The organism is Mesorhizobium sp. WSM4821, from assembly GCF_055901555.1.
This window is the reverse complement of the sequence record NZ_CM148371.1, coordinates 1,743,221-1,762,330: the sequence shown is the minus strand read 5'-3', so window position 1 is coordinate 1,762,330 and position 19,110 is coordinate 1,743,221. Positions and strand designations below refer to the sequence as shown.

Below are 19,110 nucleotides of genomic sequence, written 5' to 3'. Positions count from 1 at the left end.
TTTGACGCCGCCTGCTGAGAGGTTTTTGCCGGACTCCGTCCAGCCGACGATCACGACATGGTGTCGAGCTTGCGCTGCATGGCGGCGATCTGTTCCTTCAACTCCTGAAGGTCGTCGGGCTTTTCCGGTGTCTCTTTCCTGGCCGGCTCTGCCGGCGCCGCGGAAGCGCCGTTCAGGCCTGCGGGTGGAAAAGGCGTGAACAGCCGCATGGCATTCTGGAACATCTCCATGTTGCGGCGCGTCTGCTCTTCCAGCGCCTTGATCGGCGTGGCCATCTTCATCATGTCCAGGGGAGACTTGCCCAAGGCGCCCTTCATCTGCTCGCGAAAGCGTTCCTGCTCCTTCGAGAAGGCGATCATCGACTGTTCGAGGAAGCTCGGCACGATCATCTGCATCTGATCGCCGTAAAAGGCGATCAACTGGCGCAGGAACGGGATTGGCAGCATGTTCTGCCCATCCTTGTTCTCAAGTTCGAAGATGATCTGGGTCAGCACCGGATGCGTGATATCGTCACCGGTCTTGGCATCCTGGACGGTGAAGTCGTCGCCCTTCTTGACCATTTCGGCAAGATCCTCGAGCGTCACATAGGTGCTGGTGCCGGTATTATAGAGGCGGCGATTGGCATATTTCTTGATGATAATCGGTTCGTCTTTCGCGGCCATCAGTATCCTCCCGGGACACCGGCGCACTTGAGTAAGCAGCCGGTAACGATTGCGCCTTTTCAAGGATATGCGCAAAAGCGTCACAATTCCAAGTGGTTTGTGCAGTGCGGGATCATTTAATGCTGCGGAGCGGTCTGAATATGCTGCGCAGCAACGGGCAGCCTGTCTCGGTGACGATGATGAACCTGCTTGCCACGCCTGGCCGGCATGCCCATTTCCGGTTTGACTTGGGTCATGGAAAGGGCAAGAAAAGTCACTAACCATTGCCGAAATTCGACCCCTTAGAAGTCTGGAGAAGAACATGCCCGCTTCCAATGCCATTGTCGTCGCCAGTGCGGCGCGCACGCCTGTCGGTTCTTTCAACGGCGCTTTCGCCAACACACCGGCCCACGAGTTGGGCGCGGTCGCCGTCAAGGAAGCGCTCGCCCGCGCCGGTGTTGACGGAACCGAGGTCGACGAGGTGATCCTCGGCCAGGTGCTGACGGCGGCTCAGGGCCAGAATCCCGCCCGCCAGGCATCCATCAATGCCGGCCTGCCAAAGGAAACCACCGCTTGGGGCCTCAATCAGGTTTGCGGCTCAGGCCTGCGCGCTATCGCGCTTGGCATGCAACAGATCGCCACTGGCGATGCCAAGGTGATCGTCTCCGGCGGACAGGAATCGATGTCGCTGGCCCCGCATGCCCAGCACCTGCGTGCCGGCGTCAAGATGGGCGACTACAAGATGATCGACACCATGATCAAGGACGGGCTGTGGGACGCCTTCAATGGCTACCACATGGGCAACACAGCCGAAAACGTCGCCCGCCAGTTCCAGATTACCCGCGAGGACCAGGACCGGCTCGCATTGGCTTCCCAGAACAAGGCCGAGGCGGCGCAGAAGGCCGGCAAGTTCAAGGACGAGATCGTGGCCTTCACCGTCAAGGGCAAGAAGGGTGACACCATTGTCGACCAGGACGAATACATCCGCCACGGCGCCACCATCGACGCCATGACCAAGCTGAGACCGGCCTTTGACAAGGACGGCACGGTGACCGCCGCCAACGCCTCCGGCATCAATGATGGCGCCGCTGTCGCGGTGCTGATGACCGAAGCGGAAGCCTCGAGGCGCGGCATCACGCCGCTGGCGCGCATCGTGTCCTGGGCGACCGCGGGCGTCGATCCGCAGATCATGGGAACCGGGCCTATTCCCGCCTCGCGCAAGGCTCTGGCCAAGGCCGGCTGGTCGGTCGGCGATCTCGACCTGGTCGAGGCCAACGAGGCCTTCGCCGCCCAGGCCTGTGCCGTCAACAAGGACATGGGCTGGGATCCGTCCATCGTCAATGTCAATGGCGGCGCTATCGCCATTGGCCATCCGATCGGCGCATCCGGTGCCCGCATCTTCAACACGCTGGTCTACGAGCTGCGCCGCAGAGGTGCCAGGAAGGGCCTCGCCACGCTGTGCATCGGCGGCGGCATGGGCGTCGCCATGTGCGTGGAAGCGCTGTGAAGACAGCCAAGACAGGATGAGCAAGACATGGAATAGTCGATGACGAACGGGGCTCAATCGCCGTTAGAGCGTTCCCCGCCCGCCGCTCATGAAAACCAAAGGGGAGGTATGAAATGACGAAGGTAGCACTGGTCACCGGTGGCTCGCGCGGTATTGGCGCTGCGATTTCGATCGGCCTGAAAAACGCCGGCTACAAGGTCGCCGCCAATTACGCCGGCAATGATGAAGCCGCGCAGAAATTCAAGGCGGAGACCGGCATTCCGGTCTACAAATGGTCGGTCGCCGACTACGACGCCTGCGCCGCCGGCATCAGACAGATCGAGGCCGACCTCGGCCCGGTCTCCGTGCTGGTCAACAATGCCGGCATCACCCGCGACGCCATGTTCCACAAGATGACGCGCGAGCAGTGGAAAGAGGTCCTCGACACCAACCTGTCAGGCGTCTTCAACATGACGCATCCGCTGTGGGGCGGCATGCGCGACCGTAAATTTGGCCGCGTCATCACTATCTCGTCGATCAACGGCCAGAAGGGGCAGACCGGCCAAGTCAACTATTCGGCCTCGAAGGCCGGCGACATCGGCTTCACCAAGGCGCTCGCCCAGGAAGGAGCGCGGGCCGGCATCACCGTCAACGTCATCTGCCCCGGCTATATCGCCACCGAAATGGTCAGGGCGATGGACGAGAAGGTGCTCAACGAGCGCGTCATCCCGCAGATTCCGGTCGGCCGTCTCGGCGAGCCGGAAGAAATCGCACGCTGTGTCGTTTTTCTCGCTTCCGACGATGCCGGTTTCATCACCGGATCGACCATCACCGCCAATGGCGGCCAGTATATTACCTGAAGCCCGGACAGGTACGCCGAGACAAAGCCACGATAGAAACGGGCCGGGAAATCGGGCCGTTTCCATCAGCGGCTCCTTGGTCGCGAGGTCTTGATGCAAACCCTGCCCCAATCCGGCACGCAAAGGTTAACGCCTACCGCGCAGCCTGTGCAAAACCCTGTGTCCAGCCTGTGGATTCTCGGTGGAAAACCTGTTCGAAACACAACATGTTGGGGTGAACAAACCGGGAAACATCCGGCAACGCTGATTCGTCGCCGTTTCGTTCCGGCTTTGACCGGAAGGTTAATGACAATGACTGAAAACAGCCGTCCCACCGTTAAGGCGCGTTAAGAAAGATCAATAGTTTCATAATGTTGGACGACGCCCTTCGGTCTGCACCGATCGTTCGCCGGCAAAGGTTAACGGCGATGCTCGCCCTGCATGAATCGGGCCAGTTCGGGGATTCAGCATGTGGTGAAACTCACCGGCAAAAAAACCAGATGTAGCCGTGAACAAAGCCTGAATCTGCGCGAGTCAGTGATTCGTAGCCGATTCGTTCCAGACTCGTTCCAACTGTTAATAGGAGCCTGTTGACAGCACCGAGCGAGGGCCTTCGACCCGCCAGCGAACATTCCGCTTTCGCTTCGCGCGCTAAATCCCTATGTGTCGCCTGTCACACGCGCCTCCATGGGCGCGCTCCCGACAAATGCGAGGCAGAGAGCCTTATTTCCAGGTCGATGAACATCCAGCCGAAACACACTGAGCCGCTGATCCTGTCGGGCCGTGACGTGACTGCCGTGCTCGGGCCGACCAACACCGGCAAGACCCATCTCGCCATCGAGCGCATGGTGGCGCATGAGAGCGGCATTATCGGCCTGCCGCTCAGGCTGCTGGCCCGCGAAGTTTATTCACGCGTCTGCGAGAAGGTCGGCGCTCACAAGGTGGCGCTCATCACCGGCGAGGAGAAGATCCAGCCCGAGGGCGCCAGATATTCGGTCTGCACGGTGGAAGCCATGCCGCGCGAGACCAGCGCCGCCTTCGTCGCCATCGACGAGGTTCAACTGGCCGGCGATCTCGAGCGTGGCCACATCTTCACCGACCGCATCCTGCATCTGCGCGGCCGCCAGGAGACGCTGCTGCTCGGCGCCGCCACCATGCACGGCATCCTCCAGCGTCTGCTGAAAGGCGTATCGGTGGTGACGCGGCCACGGCTGTCGCATCTCGCCTATGCCGGCTCGAAGAAGCTGACCCGCCTGCCGCGACGCACGGCGATCGTCGCCTTTTCCGCCGAAGAGGTCTATGCCATCGCCGAACTGATCCGCCGCCAGCAAGGCGGTGCGGCCGTCGTGCTCGGCGCGCTATCGCCCCGCACCCGCAATGCCCAGGTGGAGCTATTTCAATCGGGTGATGTCGACTATCTGGTCGCCACCGATGCAATCGGCATGGGCCTGAACCTCGACCTCGACCATGTCGCCTTCGCCCAGAACCGTAAATTCGACGGCTACCAGTACCGCAACCTGACGGCGGCCGAACTCGGCCAGATCGCCGGCCGCGCCGGCCGGCACTTGCGTGACGGCACCTTCGGCGTCACCGGCCAGGTTGATCCGCTGGACGAAGATCTGGTCAAGAAGATCGAAGGGCATGAGTTCGACCCGGTCAAGGTGCTGCAATGGCGCACCGCGCATTTCGATTTCGCCAGCCTCGATGCGCTGAAGCGCTCCATCGAGGCCAACGCGCCGGTCGAAGGCTTGACGCGTGCGCTGCCGGCGGTGGATGCACAGGCGCTCGAGCATTTGTCCCGAGACGAGGACATCCGGGCGCTTGCCACCGACGCCGGGCACGTGGCGCTGTTGTGGGAGGTCTGCGCCTTGCCCGACTACAGAAAGATCGCGCCGGCCCAGCATGCCGACCTGATCGCCTCGATCTATATGGACCTTGCCAGGCATGGCCATGTCGACGAGAATTACATGGCCGAGCAGGTGCGCCGTGCCGACACCACCGAAGGCGACATCGACACGCTGTCGCACCGGATCGCCCAGATCCGCACCTGGACTTTCGTTTCCAACCGGCCCGGCTGGCTGGCCGATCAGGCACACTGGCAGGAAAAGACGCGCGAAATCGAAGACAGATTGTCGGATGCGCTGCATGAGCGGTTGACGAAACGCTTCGTAGACCGCAGGACTTCCGTCCTCATGCGGCGCCTTAGAGAAAATACCATGCCTGAAGCCGAAATCAGCCCAACCGGAACCGTCCTCGTCGAAGGCCACCATGTCGGCGAGTTGCAGGGATTCCGCTTCACCGCCGATCAGAGCGCCGGCGGCGAGGACGCCAAGGCAGTGCGCACGGCAGCCCAGAAGGCGCTTGCGGCCGAATTCGAAGCGAGGGCCGAACGCTTCGGAGCCTCGGCCAACGGCGACATTGCGCTCGGCTCCGACGGCACACTGCGCTGGATCGGCGCGCCGATCGGCACGCTGGTGGCAGGCGACGAGGCGTTGAAGCCGCGCCTTGTGCTGCTGGCTGACGAGCAGCTCACCGGTCCCGCCCGCGACAAGGTCGCGGCGCGCGCCGAGCGCTTCGTCAATTTTCAGATCGAGTCCTTGCTGAAGCCGCTGGTCGACCTCAAGAACGCAGAGCAGATCACCGGCATCGGCCGCGGTATCGCCTTCCAGCTCGTCGAGCATTTCGGCCTCATCAACCGCCGCGACATCGCCGAGGAGATGAAGTCGCTCGACCAGGAAGGCCGCGCCGCGCTTCGCCGGCTCGGCGTGCGCTTCGGCGCCTACCACATCTTCGTGCCGGCACTGATCAAGCCGGCGCCGGCCGGTCTGGTGACGCTGCTGTGGGCACTGAAGAACGACGGCAAGGACAAACCGGGCTTCGGCGACGTGGTCCATGCGCTGGCCTCCGGCCGCACCTCGGTAGTCGTCGATCCCGCTTTCGACAAGACCTTCTACAAGCTCGCCGGCTACCGCAACCTCGGCCGCCGCGCGGTGCGCGTCGACATCCTCGAGCGGCTGGCCGACCTGATCCGTCCGGCGACCAACTGGAAGCCCGGTCTCGGCCAGCGTCCCGACGGCGCCTATGACGGTCAGTCCTTCATGGTGACGCCGCCGATGATGTCGATCCTCGGCGCCACGGCCGACGACATGGAAGAAATTTTGAAAGGCCTCGGCTACCGGGCCGAGCCGAAGCCAGCGGTCGAAGTGAAGGCACGGCTCGAGGCACAGGACAATGCCGCGCGTGAAGTCGCCGCGGCCAAGCAGGCGGCGGAAGAGCAAGCCGAGCAGGCCAAGGCGGCGGCAGCCGCGATTGCGGACGCAGCCGCCGAGGCGCCGGCCGAGAGTTCGGAGTCGGATGCGGTTGGGGCAAACCCCGACGGCTCGGCGGAAGGTGCCGCCGAAGCGGCAGCCGGGCCTGCCGCGGGAGAGCAGCCCGAAGTTGCACCCGACATCACACAAGAGGTTCCGTCTACAGCGGAAGCGGCCGCTGACATCGCTGCTGCCGAAGGCGCCGACGTGCTCACCTCCCCCTCGATGGGGGAGGTCGCGGCACGAAGCGACGCAGGTGAGGGTGATGGCGCCGAGACTGCAGGTAAGGTTGACAATGTCGACGCTCCCCCTAGCCCGGCGCTGCGCGCCGACCGTCCCAGCGAGGAGGAGGGTGAGGCCAGCGAGCCCGCCGTGGAAGCCGAGGAACCGAAACCCATCCTGTTGTGGCGGCAGGGCCGCTTCGACCAGCGCCCGCGCCATCGCCACCATGACAATCGGCCCCGTGACAACAATCGCGACAATCGCCCGCGCCACGGGCAGGCCGCGCGCGATGGCCATGGCGACACGCCGGCGGACGCCGGGCAACCGGCCGGCGCTCCGGGCAGCCGGCCGCCACGCGAGGGACGTGGCGCCGGCAAGCCGCGTTTCGACCGCAGTAAATTCAAACCCAAGCCCCAGGGCGAGACGGGGGAGCGGCGCGACAAGCGGCCCGACTGGAAGGACAGCCGGCAGGACGGCAAGGGCGGCGCGCAGGGCGGGAAGCCCGCCTTCCAGCCAAAACCGCGCGAGGATCGCCCGGCGCGCTTCGACCCGGATTCGCCTTTCGCCAAGCTCGCCGCGCTGCGCGACCAATTGAAGAAGTAGGTGCGCTCGCTCCGATGGTCACTGATGCCCGCCAGCGCATCGATAAATGGCTGTTCTTTTCGCGTGCGGTTAAATCGCGCTCGCTGGCGGCGAAGCTGGTGGTGGCCGGACGCGTCCGCATCAATCGCGACAAAGCAGCGCAGGCCTCCGATATAGTCCGGGCCGGCGACATCCTGACCATCACTCTTGAGCGGCGCATCTTCGTCTGGAAGGTGTGCGGCACAGGAAGCCGGCGAGGCCCCGCCGAGGAAGCGCGCATGCTCTACGAGGATATGTCGCCGCCGCCTGTGCCAAAGGGCGAGGCCGTTCCCGATGCGATTCCGGCGCTGCGCGATGCCGGCAGTGGCCGCCCGACCAAGAAGGAGCGCCGGGAGACGGACCGGCTGTTCGGCGAGGACTGACGCGTAACCGGCTTTCGCTTCATCGCCCCTCTGGAATTCCATTCCAGAACATCGGTATCGCGCGCAATGGCTGCCCTTGCAAGCAGCGGGCAAAGACGTTACCTCACCAAAAAAGCCTGCCGCGAAAATCGGAACCGATTTTCGGAAGGTACGATGCGTAGATTCAAAGTGTTAGAGCGTACTTTGTGCGTGCAAGTGGACGCACGTCGCTCTAGTAAAACGGGACGTCCCGGAGCCGACTGATGACCTATGTCGTGACCGACAATTGCATAAAATGCAAATACATGGACTGCATCGAGGTCTGTCCGGTCGACTGTTTCTACGAAGGCGAGAACATGCTCGTCATTCATCCGGACGAATGCATCGACTGCGGCGTCTGCGAACCGGAATGCCCGGCCGACGCGATCAAGCCGGACACCGAGCCGGGTCTCGAAAAATGGCTGCAGATCAACACCGAATATGCCGACAAATGGCCCAACATCACCGCCAAGAAGGAGCCTCCTGCCGACGCCAAATCCTTCGATGGCGAAGCCGGCAAGTTCGAGAAGTACTTCTCCGCCGAGCCAGGCGAAGGCGACTAGCGCATGACCCCGAAAATCGGAATCGATTTTCTCTGGGGATCATGCGCAAAATCAAAAGTGTTACAGCGTCCCTTGCGCGCCCAAAAAGGCCGCGTGGCGCTGTAATCGCAGGGCCGGTTCGGCCGACCTGACGCAGCGTGACAAGCATGACACATTAGCTGCCTTGACGGGCAGCAACGGTGCACGGCCTTCGCGTATGCAGCAAAACCTTGATTCTTCCGACTTTTTGTGCTACATCAACCAAACATGCCGGTGACACAACGTCGATTTATGGCGCAAACGCCCCAAATCACTGAAAGGTGAATTTCTCATCCGGACCAGAGTGATCTGGGGCAGGCGGTCGCTGTTACGCGGTTTGCCGGTCCTGATTTTTTCGGATGGATTCGTCTGTTGTGCGGCTAACGGTCGGTAGCCCGACCGCACGAGTTCAGCCGGCGCCGCCATGCCGGCGCAACAACAAGGAGTTCAGGGCGTAATGGCAACTATCACCCCGCAGAAGAAGTCCAGCGCAGCGCGTCACGGTTTCAAGACCGGCGAGTACATCGTCTATCCGGCGCATGGCGTTGGTCAGATCGTCTCGATCGACGAGCAGGAAGTTGCGGGCCACAAGCTGGAACTGTTCGTTATCGACTTCCAGAAAGACAAGATGCGCCTGAAGGTCCCGGTCGCCAAGGCGACCTCCATCGGCATGCGCAAGCTGTCGGAAGAGGATTATGTGGAGCGCGCGCTGAAGGTCGTGCAGGGCCGCGCCCGCGTCAAGCGTACCATGTGGTCGCGCCGCGCCCAGGAATATGATGCGAAGATCAATTCCGGTGACCTGATCTCGATCTCGGAAGTTGTGCGCGATCTCTACCGCGCCGACAACCAGCCGGAGCAGTCCTATTCCGAACGCCAGCTTTACGAAGCGGCACTCGACCGCATGGCGCGCGAGATCGCGGCTGTCAACCGCATGTCGGAAACCGAAGCAGTGCGCCTCATCGAGGTGAACCTCAACAAGGGTCCGAAGCGCGGCGCCAAGGCCGACAACGAGGAAGCCGAGCAGGAAGAAGCTGCCTGAGCGCCTCTCGCCTCCGGATTTGGAAAAACAAAACCCGGCCTTGCGCCGGGTTTTTCGTTTTTAGGCCGATCGTCTGATGAAGGCATGGCGGGCAAAACAGGCGAATATCCTACCCATCGCCGCCGCCCTCCTTCTCCGTCTCCTGCTTTAGCGTCGCGATGAACCGCCTGGTCCGCTGACGCTCCGGATTGCTGAATAGAACCGGTGCCGGGCCTTTCTCGACGATGCTGCCGGCGTCGAGGAACACCACTTCCTGCGCGATCTTGGAGGCGAGGCGCAGGTCATGCGTCGCCATCACCATGGTGGTGCCCTCCGTGGCGAGCTGGCCCAGCACGTCGACCACCTCCTGCGCCAGTTCCGGATCGAGCGCCGAGGTCGGCTCGTCGCACAGCAGCACTTTCGGCGACGGCGCCAGCGCCCGGGCGATCGCCACGCGTTGCTGCTGACCGCCTGACAGCGTCGCCGGCCAGGCATCGGCCTTGTGCGCCATGCCGACCTTTTCGAGCAGAGCGAGCGCCCGCTCGCGCGCCCTCCAGGCCGGCCATTTCAGCACCGTCACCAGCCCTTCCATGACATTCTCGATCGCGGTGCGATGCGGAAACAGCTGGAAATTCTGGAACACCATGCCGGTCTGCAGCCGCAGCCGCTGGATGGCCTTGGCGGGAACCTTGCCGCCAGGGTGGAATTCGAGCGCGTCGTCGCCGATGCGCACTGTGCCCGAAGTCGGGAGCTCGAGCAGGTTGATGCAGCGCAGAAGCGTGCTTTTCCCACCGCCCGAGGGCCCGACAAGGGCGGTGACGCTGCCCTCCTCGATGGTGACCGTCACGCCCTTCAGCACGAGATTGTCGCCGAATCGCTTCTCGATGTCGGTGAGACCGATCATGAGCGCGCCTCCAGGAAGCCGCCATAACGGTTGAGCCGCTTTTCGAGCCGCGTTTGCAATGCCGACAGCACTGAGCTCAGCGCCAGATAGAGAGCCGCAGCCTCGATATAGAGGATCAACGGCTCATAGGTGGTGGCAACGATGCGCTGCGCCGCCTGGAACATTTCGGGCACTGTGATGGCGGCGGCCAGCGACGTGTCCTTGACCAGCGAGATGAAGGTGTTGGACAGCGGCGGCACAGCGACGCGGCCGGCCTGCGGCAGGATGGTGCGCCGCATCGCCTGGCTCCAGGTCATGCCGATCGAATAGGCCGCCTCCCATTGCCCCTTCGGCACCGAACCTATGACAGCGCGGATGATTTCCGACGTATAGGCGCCGATGTTGAGCGTGAAGCCGATCAACGCGGCTGAAAAAGCGTCGAGCAGGATGCCGACCGAAGGCAGCCCGTAGAAGATCAGGAAGAGCTGCACCAGAAGCGGCGTGCCGCGGAAGATCCAAACATAGAAGCGGACCACGGCGACCAGCGGCTTCGGGCCGAACAGCCGGGCAAGCGCGGCGACCAACCCTAAGAAGAGGCCGAATGCGAACGACAGCAGCGTCAGCGGCACGGTGAAGATCAGCGCCGCCCATAGCAGCGTGGGCAACGAATCCAGCATCAATTGCAGCCAGTGCGGCACGAAACCCCTCCTTGCGAGATTGCCGCCCCAACTGGCCCGGCGGCATCGGGGCGCGACCATAGGATCGTCATATCACGCGAATAGCGGCGGCCGTCAAAGGCGGCTCGCCGCTATACTTGCCACGCAGGCCGGCAACCGGCCCGGCCCGTGAAATCGCCTATTTCGAGACGTCTTGGCCGAAATAGGTGTCGGCGATCTTCTGGTAGGTGCCGTCGGCCTTGATGGCGGCCAGCGCCTGGTTGATGGCGGCGACCAGTTCCGGATCGCCCTTGCGCACGATGACGCCGGAATAGTCGGCGTTTTCTTCCTGCGCGGCGATCTTCACATTGGCGTCGGGCTTGTGCTTCTTGAAGTCGAGGAAGGACAGGCTATCGTTGATGGTGGCGTCGGCGCGGCCGGTAAGAAGCAGCTGGATCGACTGATCGAAACCATCGGTGCCGACGAGCTCGGCGCCGTTCGTCTCGGCGAGCTTGCCGAAATTCGAGGTCAGCGACTGCGCCGCCTTCTTGCCCTTGAGGTCGGCAAAGCTCTTGATGTCGGTGTTGTCGCCGCGCACGATCAGCACCGCCTTGGAAGCGATGTAGGGATCGGAGAAATCATATTTGGCCTTGCGCGCCTCGGTGATGCCGACCTGGTTGATGACGGCGTCATAGCGCTCGGCATCGAGGCCGGCGATCAGCCCATCCCATTTGCCTTCGAGGAATTCGGCCTTGACGCCGAGGCGCTTGGCGATCGCCTGGGCGATCTCGACATCGAAGCCGACCAAGGCGCCCGAGGCATCATGGTAAGTAAAGGGAGCATAGGTGCCTTCCGTGCCGATCTTAAAGACACCGGCCTGCTTGATCTGATCTAGATTGGCGCCGGCATGGCCTGATGTGACGGCCAGAACCTGCAGTGTTCCAGCGACGATAAGCGATTTGAGCCATTTCATTTTTCTGTGATCCCGTCCTTGGCCGGTCTCCGGCGCATTTGTGAGCGCCGGAAACTGACAGATGCAGGTCAGCAAAATAAGAAATCGGATTTCAAAAAAGAGACATTTTTGAAATCTAAATCTCAAAACCACATCGATTTACGCCACCCGGCCACGTCGCGACCGCTGCGGCAAGCGTTCAACGGCGCAATCCACGCGACATCGGCGGCGGAACCATTCGCCCGCGTGGCACGTTCTTGGCTGTTGTAGGGCGCGGCGTCGCCAATTCAACCACGATGCCAGCTCAGGGTCGAGCGATCGCACCACAACGCCCGAAACAGGAGCGGCATGATGGAAGACACGGCAGGGCGAACCATGATCCGTGCGGCGATGAGAGCCCCCTATCTCGAGCGCGACGAGGAGCATCTTCTCGCGCTGCGCTGGAAGGAAGACAACGACCAGCAGGCGTTGCACCAAATCGCCATGGCGCATATGCGGCTGGTCATTTCCATGGCCTCGAAGTTCCGCCACTACGGGCTGCCTCTGGGCGACCTGGTACAGGAAGGCCATGTCGGCCTGCTGGAGGCGGCGGCCCGTTTCGAACCGGAGCGCGAGGTGCGGTTTTCGACCTATGCGACGTGGTGGATTCGCGCCTCGATGCAGGACTACATCCTGCGCAACTGGTCGATCGTCCGCGGCGGCACCAGCTCGGCGCAAAAGGCGCTGTTCTTCAATTTGCGGCGCCTGCGCGCCCGCCTGGCCAACGGCGCCGAGCCGATCTCGAATACCTCCCTCTACCGCGAGGTGTCGATGGCGCTCGGCGTCTCCGAGGCCGACGTGGCGATGATGGATTCCCGCCTCTCAGCTCCAGACAGCTCCCTCAACCAGCCGCTCGCCGACGACGCGGGCGCCACCGAGCGGATGGATTTCCTCATTTCAGACGATCCGTTGCCGGACGAAGTCGTGGGTGACACGATCGATGTCGAACGCCGCTCTCTCTGGCTGAAAGCGGCGCTAGGCGCGCTCAATGCCCGCGAGCTCAGGATCATCGAGGAGCGCCGGCTGAGCGACGAGGGCGCGACGCTCGAAGCGCTCGGCGAGGCGCTCGGCATCTCCAAGGAGCGCGTCCGCCAAATCGAGGCACGCGCCATGGAAAAGCTCAAGATAGCACTGGTGAAGCAGAACCCCGAGTTCCTGGCGACAGCCGCCTAACTATCTGTCGGTGATGATTTTGACCTTGTCGCCGGCCGAAACGGCAGCGCCGGGCGACAGCGCATTGAGCACCCGGAACAGGTCGAGCTTGCGGTCCACGCCCACCATCTGCGCGGCGAGCGAACCCATGGTCTGGCCGGGCTGAACCGTGACGACGCGGATATGCAGCGGCTTCAGTGCGGCTTTCTCGGCTGCGCTCAAGATGCGGAAGGAGCCGCTGACCGAGCGCGCCACCGCGTCCAGCGAGGTGGCGGCGGAAGGGGCCGCCGTCAACAGCCGGTAGACCTGGCCGCCGGCGCGGATCACCGCGATGTCGAACTGCCAGCCTTCGGCGCTGGCATGCGCCGTCGCCGCCTCGTTGCCGTTGATCGTCTCCTGACGGACGCTGCTCTCGTCGAGACCGGCCACCCAGCCGCTGCGGATATAGTCGGTCAGCGGGCGGCGCTTGTCGATCGAAACACCGTCGAAGCGGATTGCCATATCGCCCGGCCCGGTCGCCGTCACCGCCGCGGCCGAGTTGTCGATGATGAAACCGTCGGGCACCGAGAACGACACGCCGAGGCCCGGATGCAGGAAGGTTTCGCCGCGCACATAGCCTTCTTCCGGCGTGTCGCCGTAAAGCAGGCCGTCTATGCCGGCAAGAAAGGGGTCACGGTCGCGCGTGCCGACGCCAGGCGCGCCGAACTGACGGGCGTGGCGCTGCGCCAGTTCGATGCGCTGCGGCGTGTTGGGATGAGTCGCCAGGAAGTCGAGACTGGCGTCGGTGGCGCCGCTGATCGAGCGGAAGTCGGTGTAGGCCGACATTGACTGCAGGAAGCGGCCGGCGGCAAAGGGATCGAAGCCCGCCTCGCCGATCGACTTGATGCCGACGCCGTCCGCCTCCAGTTCCTGGTTGCGCGAGAACTGGGCAAGCCGCAGCTTGCCGCGGATCAATGCCGCCTTGGCGGTGGGGTTGTCGCCGAGGACGTCGGAAACGACCTTGGTCGCCAGCCCTTCCTCGGCCTCCAATTGCTGGCGCTGCAGGCCGTGGTTTGCAGTGACGTGTCCCATCTCATGCGCGATGACAGCGGCGAGTTCGGCCGAATCGTTGGCAAGCGCCAACAGGCCGCGCGTGATGTAGAGATAGCCGCCTGGCAATGCGAAAGCGTTGACGTTGGGCGAATTGAGGATCGTGATCCGGTAGGTCTGGGTCGGATTGGCCGACACCACGGTCAGGCGGCCGACGACCTTGGCGACCATCCGCTCGAGCTTCGAGTCGGAATATTCGCCGCCATAGGTGGCAAGAATGCGCGGATGCTGCGCCTTCGCCATTTCGGCGAGCCTGCTGTTGGCGGTGACATTGTCGACCGTGATCGGCTTGCTGGAAGGCTGGAAGCCGGATTCCTGAACATCCGGAGGCGTGAACATCTGGCAGCTTGCCAGCGCCACGGCAATGCCGGCCAGCGCAAGGAAGCGCGCCAGCGAATTCCTTCCCACTCTGTCGGTACCGGTCGGCAGAACAGCTTCCTTTCAGGTCTCAGCACATGACCTGAAAATCGGGTAACGATCTTCAGAAAGGATCATGCGCAAAAATCAAACTGCCACAGCGTCCTTTGCGCCATCAGCATGCACGGCACTGTAGTGGCAAATCATGGCTTATGCCGGACCAATATCGGAGGACCTAGCCACACTACTTTGACCATGGCAAGCAAACGCCGCATCGCCTGAACCCGGTTTGACCGTAAATTATGTCCGCTTCCGGGCAATATCTCGTGATACGCCGCCAAACGGGCCTGCACCGATATAGCGCCGGAAGGCTTCCGGTCCAGCCTTGGTGAAAAAGCCGGCCGCGGCACCCGTCGCGGCAACCGTGCCATTGTCCAGGAACACCATGTCCTGGCCGATACGGCGCGCATCTTCCGGTTGGTGCGTGACGAACAGCACCGTCATGCGCCGCTCAGCATGGACGCTGGCCACCAGGTCAAGCATGTCGTCGCGCAGGGCCGGTCCGAGCGAGGCGAACGGCTCATCGAGCAAGAGCACCGGCCGGGCGCGCACAAGGACGCGGGCGAGCGCGACACGCTGCCGCTCGCCGCCGGACAATTCGCGCGGCAGGCGCTGTTCCTTGCCGGCAAGGCCGACGCGCTCGAGCGCCCCGGTGATTGCAATGTGGTCGGCCTCGGTAAGGCTGAGCGACGGCGAGCGGCCGAGCCCGACATTTCGTTCGACCGAAAGATGGGCAAAGAGATTGTTTTCCTGGAACACCATCGACACCGGCCGCGCCGAAGGTGGTTTGGCGCCGACATCGGCGCCGCCGATCAGCACGCGGCCCGATCGCGGCATCTCGAAGCCGGCCACCAGATTGAGCAGCGTCGATTTTCCCGAGCCGCTCGGCCCCATGATGGCCGTGATCCTCGAAGCGGCGAACTCGACGTCGAACAGGAACGGCGCTTCGCCATAGCTGAACGAGACCTTTTCCAGCCGCACGGCCGTACCGTTTTCCGCGCCGGTGAGCATCATGATTTTTCTCCCCGTCCCAGCCAGTGAGCGGTCAGGACAAGCGCGAGACAGACCAGACCGAGCAGCAACGCCAGGCCTGCGGCGTCCAGCGTGCGATAGCTGCCCATGCGCGCCAGCAGGAGATAAGGAAGTGTCTGCAGGGAATCGCTGCCGAACAGGGCAATGACGCCGAGATCGCCGAGCGACAACGCCATGGCAAAGGCGAAACCGGTGGCGAGCGGCCGCCGCAGCGACGGCCAGTCGACCAGACGGAACCGGTTCCAGCCGGTAATGCTAAGCAGCAGACAGATCCGTTCGTGGCGTTCGCTCGCCGCATCATAGCCGGGGCGGATGGCGCGGATGGCAAACGGCATCGCCATCACCGCATTGACGGTGACGACCATGACAGGGGCGACGGCAAAGACGTTGCTGACGGTGCGCAGGAGCAGGAACCAACCGGTGCCGATGACGATGGGTGGCACGACGAGGGCGAAACCAGCGCCGGTATCGGTGGCGTGCTCGAGCAGCGTCTTGGCGCCGACGCGACGGTTCAAGGCCAGCGCCCGCCGTGCCATGACGAGTGACAGCGACAACGCCACCGAAAGCAGCGCCGCCAGCAAGGCGAGCACGACGCTGGTCAGCGTCGCTTGCCGCACCGCGCTCTCGCCCGTCAGCCGGCTGAGATCGGCGCCAAGGCCTGACGTCACGATGGCCGCCATTGGCCCGGCTACGAACAGCAGTGCCAGAACGATCAACGCGCCGTTCAGCGTGGTCTCGGCGGTGCCTGGCAATATATACCGGCGCGGCGCCACCGGCAGGTTGGCGTCGCCGACAGTGTTGGCACCGAGCCGCATCAATGCCAGCACCACGACGAAGGTCAGCACGATCTGCAACAGCGTCAGCGTCACCGCGCGGGCAGGATCGAAATCGAAACGCAGCGCCTGGTAGATGGCGACCTCCAATGTCGTCGCGCGCGGCCCGCCGCCCAGCGTCAGCACGATGGTAAAGGATGTCATGCAGAGCATGAAGACAAGCCCGGCGACCCCCGGCAGTGCCGCGCGCAGCGTCGGCCATTCGATCAGCCGGAAGGCAGGCCTGGCGCCCATGCCGAGCTGGCTCGCCAACCGCCACTGGTCGGCCGGCACTGTCCCCAAAGCTTCAAGGAACAGTCGCGTAGCCAGCGGCAAATTGAAGAAGACATGGGCGACGAGGATGCCGGACAGGCCGTATATGCCAGGCCAACCCTGACCGCCAGTCGCTGTGAGCAAGCCGGCGAAATAGCCGGCCCGGCCATAGAGCGCCAGAATGCCGAGCGCCGCGACGATGGCCGGCAGTGCCAGCGGCACGGCGAAGAGCTGCAGGATCAGGTCGCGGCCAAAGAAACGCGGATGCCGCGACAGCGCCCGAGCGACGAACAGCGCCGGCACGACGGAAAGTAGCGTCGACAGCAAAGCCTGCCAAAGCGTGAAGCGCGCGACGCGGAAGAGATAGGGATCGAAGGCCGACACGGTGCCGGAAGGGTCGCGTGCGCCTTCAAGGATAAGCCCCGCGAACGCTCCGCCGATCAGCAGCGCCACAGCGGCAAGCGCGAGAGTGCCAATGGTGACACGGGAGTCAGAAGGGGGTGCGTGCAGCACGTTCGACCACCTGACTCGAGATTCTTAGCGAGGATTGCGTTCCTTCGCGCCCCCCTCTGTCCTGCCGGACATCTCCCCCACAACAAGGGGGGAGATTGGCAGCTTCAGCATTCCGCTCGTCCCAGCAACTTTGGAGATTGGCGAAAGCCGGCGTGACGGCCGATCTCCCTCCATGTGGGGGAGATGTCCGGCAGGACAGAGGGGGGCGCCGTAGAGCAAACATCTTTGATCAGCTCGCCACGATTACTTGCTCATCACCGACAGCCATTCGTCGACCCAGGCCTTGCGGTTGGCGGCGACCTCTTCAGGGCTGAACATCAAGGTCCTGGTCGGCTTGACGAGCTTGTCGAAAGCCGGATTGAGCGGTTTCTCGGTCTTGCCGGCCGGGAACATCCAGTTGGTCTCCGGGATCACATCCTGGAATTTCGGTCCCGTCATGAAAGTCAGGAATTGTTCCGCCAGCGGGTTTTTGGCACCCGTGGTGGTGATGCCGGCGACCTCGATCTGCAGATACTCGCCCTCCTCGAAGGAAGCCGCCTGATAACGTTCGGTGTTCTCGGCGACCATGTGATAGGCCGGCGACGTGGTGTAGGACAGCACCATCGGCGCCTCGCCCTTGGTGAACAGGCCATAGGCCTCGCTCCAGCCCGGCGTCACTGTGAGCACCTTCGCCTTGAGCTTGGCCCAGGCTTCCGGCGCCTGGTCGCCATAGACCGACCTCACCCACAACAGCAGGCCGAGACCGGGCGTCGAGGTGCGCGGATCCTGAATGACGATCTTCTCGTCGGCATTGCCCTCGACCAGTTCCTTCAGGCTCTTCGGCGGGGTCTTCAGCTTTTCGGTGTCGTAGACGACGGCGAAATAACCATAGTCGAACGGCACGAAAACATCGTCGCTCCAGCCGCCCGGCACATTGACGTCCGCAACGGCGTTATGCGGCGAAAACAGGCCGGTTGCCTTGGCTTCCGCGGTCAGATTGGTGTCGAGGCCGAGCACGATATCGGCCTTGGTAGCGACCCCTTCCAGCTTGACGCGGTTGAGCAGCGCGACGCCATCGGCGACCGCGACGAAATCGAGAGTACAGCCGCATTCCACCTCGAAGGCCTTCTTCACCGCAGGACCTGGACCCCAATCGGCGGTGAAGCTCTCATAGGTATAGACGGTGAGTTTCTCCTGCGCGGACGCCGGCCCGGTGCCAGCGAGAACGGACGCCGCCAGGAGCACTGCTGAGACATGAGAGTAAAAAAGCGTGCGCATCGGCGCCTCCTTCGTTCGCATTGAAAGGAATTGAGGCGTCGGGTTGTCCGAAACGTCTAATCCCTCCGCCGGTACAAACCGGATCAGGTTCAGCGGGTTGGCATGGCTGCCTCTCAGCCGGTCCGCGTAGATCGCGTCCAGCACCCCGTTAGAGCGTTTCGACACATAGGCCCGGCCCAGGTGCGGCGCAAGCGGAAGTTTGCCGGGCATCCGGAGCGCGGCCTTCCGTTTCACCTTTCGTTTCCTGGACAGGGCTGGTAAGGGCCACGATATATGAGCACATTCACCATCCTGCTTGGCGGCGATCTCATCCGCACGCCGCTGCTCGACCGCCAGGTCGCCGGCACACGCGTCATCGCCGCCGATGCCGGCATCGGCCATGCCCGGACTTTGGGCCTCACGCCGGAACTCTGGGTCGGCGACTTCGATTCCGTCCCGGCGGATTTGCCGGACGATCTGGCTGCCGTTCCCCGCCAGGTGTTTCCGGCCGAAAAGGACAATACCGACGGCGAATTGGCCATCGCCGCCGCGCTCGAACGCGGCGCGACCAGCCTCGTGCTCGCAGGCGCGTTCGGCGGCAGGCGCATCGACCACGCATTCCTGCATCTGGCGCTCAGCCTGCGACTGGCGGAACGCGGGACGGACGTGCTTTTGACCAGCGGGGCGCAGGAAGGCATCCCCTTGCTTCCCGGCAAGGCCGGCTTCGACTACGCCGACGGTACGCTGTTTTCGATCCTCGACTTCTCCGATCTTTCCGGCCTGACCGTCACCGGCGCCAAATGGCCGCTGAACCATGTCGAGGTGGCGTTCGGCTCGTCGCTGACCCTCTCCAACGAGGTCAAGGGCCGGCTCGAAATCGCGCTGGACAGCGGCCGCGCGCTGTTGCTCGCCCATCCTTTTCCCTTACCTGAAAGCTGA

16 protein-coding genes and 1 riboswitch are annotated in these 19,110 nt (G+C 63.3%); of the genes, 8 read left to right on the top strand and 8 right to left on the bottom strand.

The features are described from left to right. Positions 1-50: 50 nt before the first annotated feature. A complete protein-coding gene (gene phaR / locus AC0NID_RS08405) occupies positions 51-662 on the bottom strand; it encodes a polyhydroxyalkanoate synthesis repressor PhaR (RefSeq protein WP_473452606.1) in 612 nt (203 codons plus the stop codon). A 301-nt stretch (positions 663-963) separates the two neighbouring features. On the opposite strand from phaR, the gene AC0NID_RS08400 reads away from it, so the two are divergent. The 6 genes from AC0NID_RS08400 (at position 964) to AC0NID_RS08375 (ending at position 9,138) form a co-directional block, all read left to right on the top strand. Continuing rightward, positions 964-2,148, top strand: a complete 1,185-nt coding sequence (locus AC0NID_RS08400) for an acetyl-CoA C-acetyltransferase (protein ID WP_473452604.1) — start codon at positions 964-966, stop codon at positions 2,146-2,148. Positions 2,149-2,261: 113 nt separating this feature from the next. Continuing rightward, positions 2,262-2,987 (top strand): acetoacetyl-CoA reductase, encoded by a 726-nt coding sequence (gene phbB, locus AC0NID_RS08395; RefSeq protein ID WP_473452602.1) that lies wholly within the window; start codon positions 2,262-2,264, stop codon positions 2,985-2,987. A 716-nt stretch (positions 2,988-3,703) separates the two neighbouring features. Then, positions 3,704-7,099 (top strand): helicase-related protein, encoded by a 3,396-nt coding sequence (locus tag AC0NID_RS08390; RefSeq protein WP_473452600.1) that lies wholly within the window; start codon positions 3,704-3,706, stop codon positions 7,097-7,099. A 14-nt stretch (positions 7,100-7,113) separates the two neighbouring features. After that, a complete protein-coding gene (locus tag AC0NID_RS08385; RefSeq protein ID WP_473452598.1) occupies positions 7,114-7,500 on the top strand; it encodes an RNA-binding S4 domain-containing protein in 387 nt (128 codons plus the stop codon). A 242-nt stretch (positions 7,501-7,742) separates the two neighbouring features. Then, entirely contained in the window at positions 7,743-8,081 is a 339-nt protein-coding gene (fdxA, locus tag AC0NID_RS08380; protein ID WP_473452596.1) for a ferredoxin FdxA, read from the top strand. 475 nt (positions 8,082-8,556) lie between these two features. Continuing rightward, on the top strand, positions 8,557-9,138 hold the full coding sequence (locus AC0NID_RS08375) for a CarD family transcriptional regulator (RefSeq protein WP_111544498.1): 582 nt from the start codon (positions 8,557-8,559) through the stop codon (positions 9,136-9,138). A 109-nt stretch (positions 9,139-9,247) separates the two neighbouring features. Here the strand turns inward: AC0NID_RS08375 and AC0NID_RS08370 are convergent, their stop codons facing one another. The 3 genes from AC0NID_RS08370 to AC0NID_RS08360 form a co-directional block, all read right to left on the bottom strand. After that, positions 9,248-10,021 carry an amino acid ABC transporter ATP-binding protein gene (locus tag AC0NID_RS08370; RefSeq protein WP_473452594.1) on the bottom strand — a complete coding sequence of 258 codons (774 nt, stop codon included), beginning with the start codon at positions 10,019-10,021 and terminating at the stop codon, positions 9,248-9,250. Further along, the gene (locus tag AC0NID_RS08365) at positions 10,018-10,698 is read right to left on the bottom strand and encodes an amino acid ABC transporter permease (protein ID WP_473452592.1); all 681 of its coding nucleotides are present in this window, start codon (positions 10,696-10,698) and stop codon (positions 10,018-10,020) included. Before AC0NID_RS08365 ends, AC0NID_RS08370 begins: the two co-directional genes overlap by 4 nt. 157 nt (positions 10,699-10,855) lie before the next feature. Further along, positions 10,856-11,629, bottom strand: coding sequence for an amino acid ABC transporter substrate-binding protein (locus tag AC0NID_RS08360; protein WP_473452590.1), 774 nt, complete (start codon positions 11,627-11,629; stop codon positions 10,856-10,858). A 327-nt stretch (positions 11,630-11,956) separates the two neighbouring features. Between AC0NID_RS08360 and AC0NID_RS08355 the strand changes: the two genes are divergently transcribed. Further along, a complete protein-coding gene (locus AC0NID_RS08355) occupies positions 11,957-12,820 on the top strand; it encodes an RNA polymerase factor sigma-32 (protein ID WP_473452587.1) in 864 nt (287 codons plus the stop codon). Here the strand turns inward: AC0NID_RS08355 and AC0NID_RS08350 are convergent, their stop codons facing one another. The 4 genes from AC0NID_RS08350 to thiB form a co-directional block, all read right to left on the bottom strand. Further along, on the bottom strand, positions 12,821-14,227 hold the full coding sequence (locus AC0NID_RS08350; RefSeq protein ID WP_473452680.1) for a M48 family metalloprotease: 1,407 nt from the start codon (positions 14,225-14,227) through the stop codon (positions 12,821-12,823). Positions 14,228-14,545: 318 nt separating this feature from the next. Further along, positions 14,546-15,319 carry a thiamine ABC transporter ATP-binding protein gene (gene thiQ / locus AC0NID_RS08345; protein WP_473452585.1) on the bottom strand — a complete coding sequence of 258 codons (774 nt, stop codon included), beginning with the start codon at positions 15,317-15,319 and terminating at the stop codon, positions 14,546-14,548. Next, entirely contained in the window at positions 15,316-16,935 is a 1,620-nt protein-coding gene (gene thiP, locus AC0NID_RS08340; protein WP_473452583.1) for a thiamine/thiamine pyrophosphate ABC transporter permease, read from the bottom strand. The genes thiQ and thiP overlap by 4 nt, the downstream gene beginning before the upstream one ends. Before the next feature lie 243 nt (positions 16,936-17,178). After that, positions 17,179-18,192 (bottom strand): thiamine ABC transporter substrate binding subunit, encoded by a 1,014-nt coding sequence (gene thiB, locus AC0NID_RS08335; RefSeq protein ID WP_473452581.1) that lies wholly within the window; start codon positions 18,190-18,192, stop codon positions 17,179-17,181. Positions 18,193-18,235: 43 nt separating this feature from the next. Beyond that, positions 18,236-18,350: riboswitch (TPP riboswitch) on the bottom strand. Positions 18,351-18,465: 115 nt separating this feature from the next. Between thiB and AC0NID_RS08330 the strand changes: the two genes are divergently transcribed. Then, positions 18,466-19,110 (top strand): thiamine diphosphokinase, encoded by a 645-nt coding sequence (locus tag AC0NID_RS08330; RefSeq protein WP_473452579.1) that lies wholly within the window; start codon positions 18,466-18,468, stop codon positions 19,108-19,110.

Coding starts and splice junctions, on each gene's coding strand:
- AC0NID_RS08355 (WP_473452587.1), top strand. CDS start 11,957: ATGATGGAAGACACGGCAGGGCGAACCATGATCCGTGCGGCGATGAGA.
- AC0NID_RS08350 (WP_473452680.1), bottom strand. CDS start 14,227: ATGTTCACGCCTCCGGATGTTCAGGAATCCGGCTTCCAGCCTTCCAGC.
- AC0NID_RS08400 (WP_473452604.1), top strand. CDS start 964: ATGCCCGCTTCCAATGCCATTGTCGTCGCCAGTGCGGCGCGCACGCCT.
- AC0NID_RS08390 (WP_473452600.1), top strand. CDS start 3,704: ATGAACATCCAGCCGAAACACACTGAGCCGCTGATCCTGTCGGGCCGT.
- AC0NID_RS08370 (WP_473452594.1), bottom strand. CDS start 10,021: ATGATCGGTCTCACCGACATCGAGAAGCGATTCGGCGACAATCTCGTG.
- AC0NID_RS08385 (WP_473452598.1), top strand. CDS start 7,114: ATGGTCACTGATGCCCGCCAGCGCATCGATAAATGGCTGTTCTTTTCG.
- phbB (WP_473452602.1), top strand. CDS start 2,262: ATGACGAAGGTAGCACTGGTCACCGGTGGCTCGCGCGGTATTGGCGCT.
- AC0NID_RS08360 (WP_473452590.1), bottom strand. CDS start 11,629: ATGAAATGGCTCAAATCGCTTATCGTCGCTGGAACACTGCAGGTTCTG.
- fdxA (WP_473452596.1), top strand. CDS start 7,743: ATGACCTATGTCGTGACCGACAATTGCATAAAATGCAAATACATGGAC.
- phaR (WP_473452606.1), bottom strand. CDS start 662: ATGGCCGCGAAAGACGAACCGATTATCATCAAGAAATATGCCAATCGC.
- thiB (WP_473452581.1), bottom strand. CDS start 18,192: ATGCGCACGCTTTTTTACTCTCATGTCTCAGCAGTGCTCCTGGCGGCG.
- AC0NID_RS08330 (WP_473452579.1), top strand. CDS start 18,466: ATGAGCACATTCACCATCCTGCTTGGCGGCGATCTCATCCGCACGCCG.
- thiQ (WP_473452585.1), bottom strand. CDS start 15,319: ATGATGCTCACCGGCGCGGAAAACGGTACGGCCGTGCGGCTGGAAAAG.
- AC0NID_RS08375 (WP_111544498.1), top strand. CDS start 8,557: ATGGCAACTATCACCCCGCAGAAGAAGTCCAGCGCAGCGCGTCACGGT.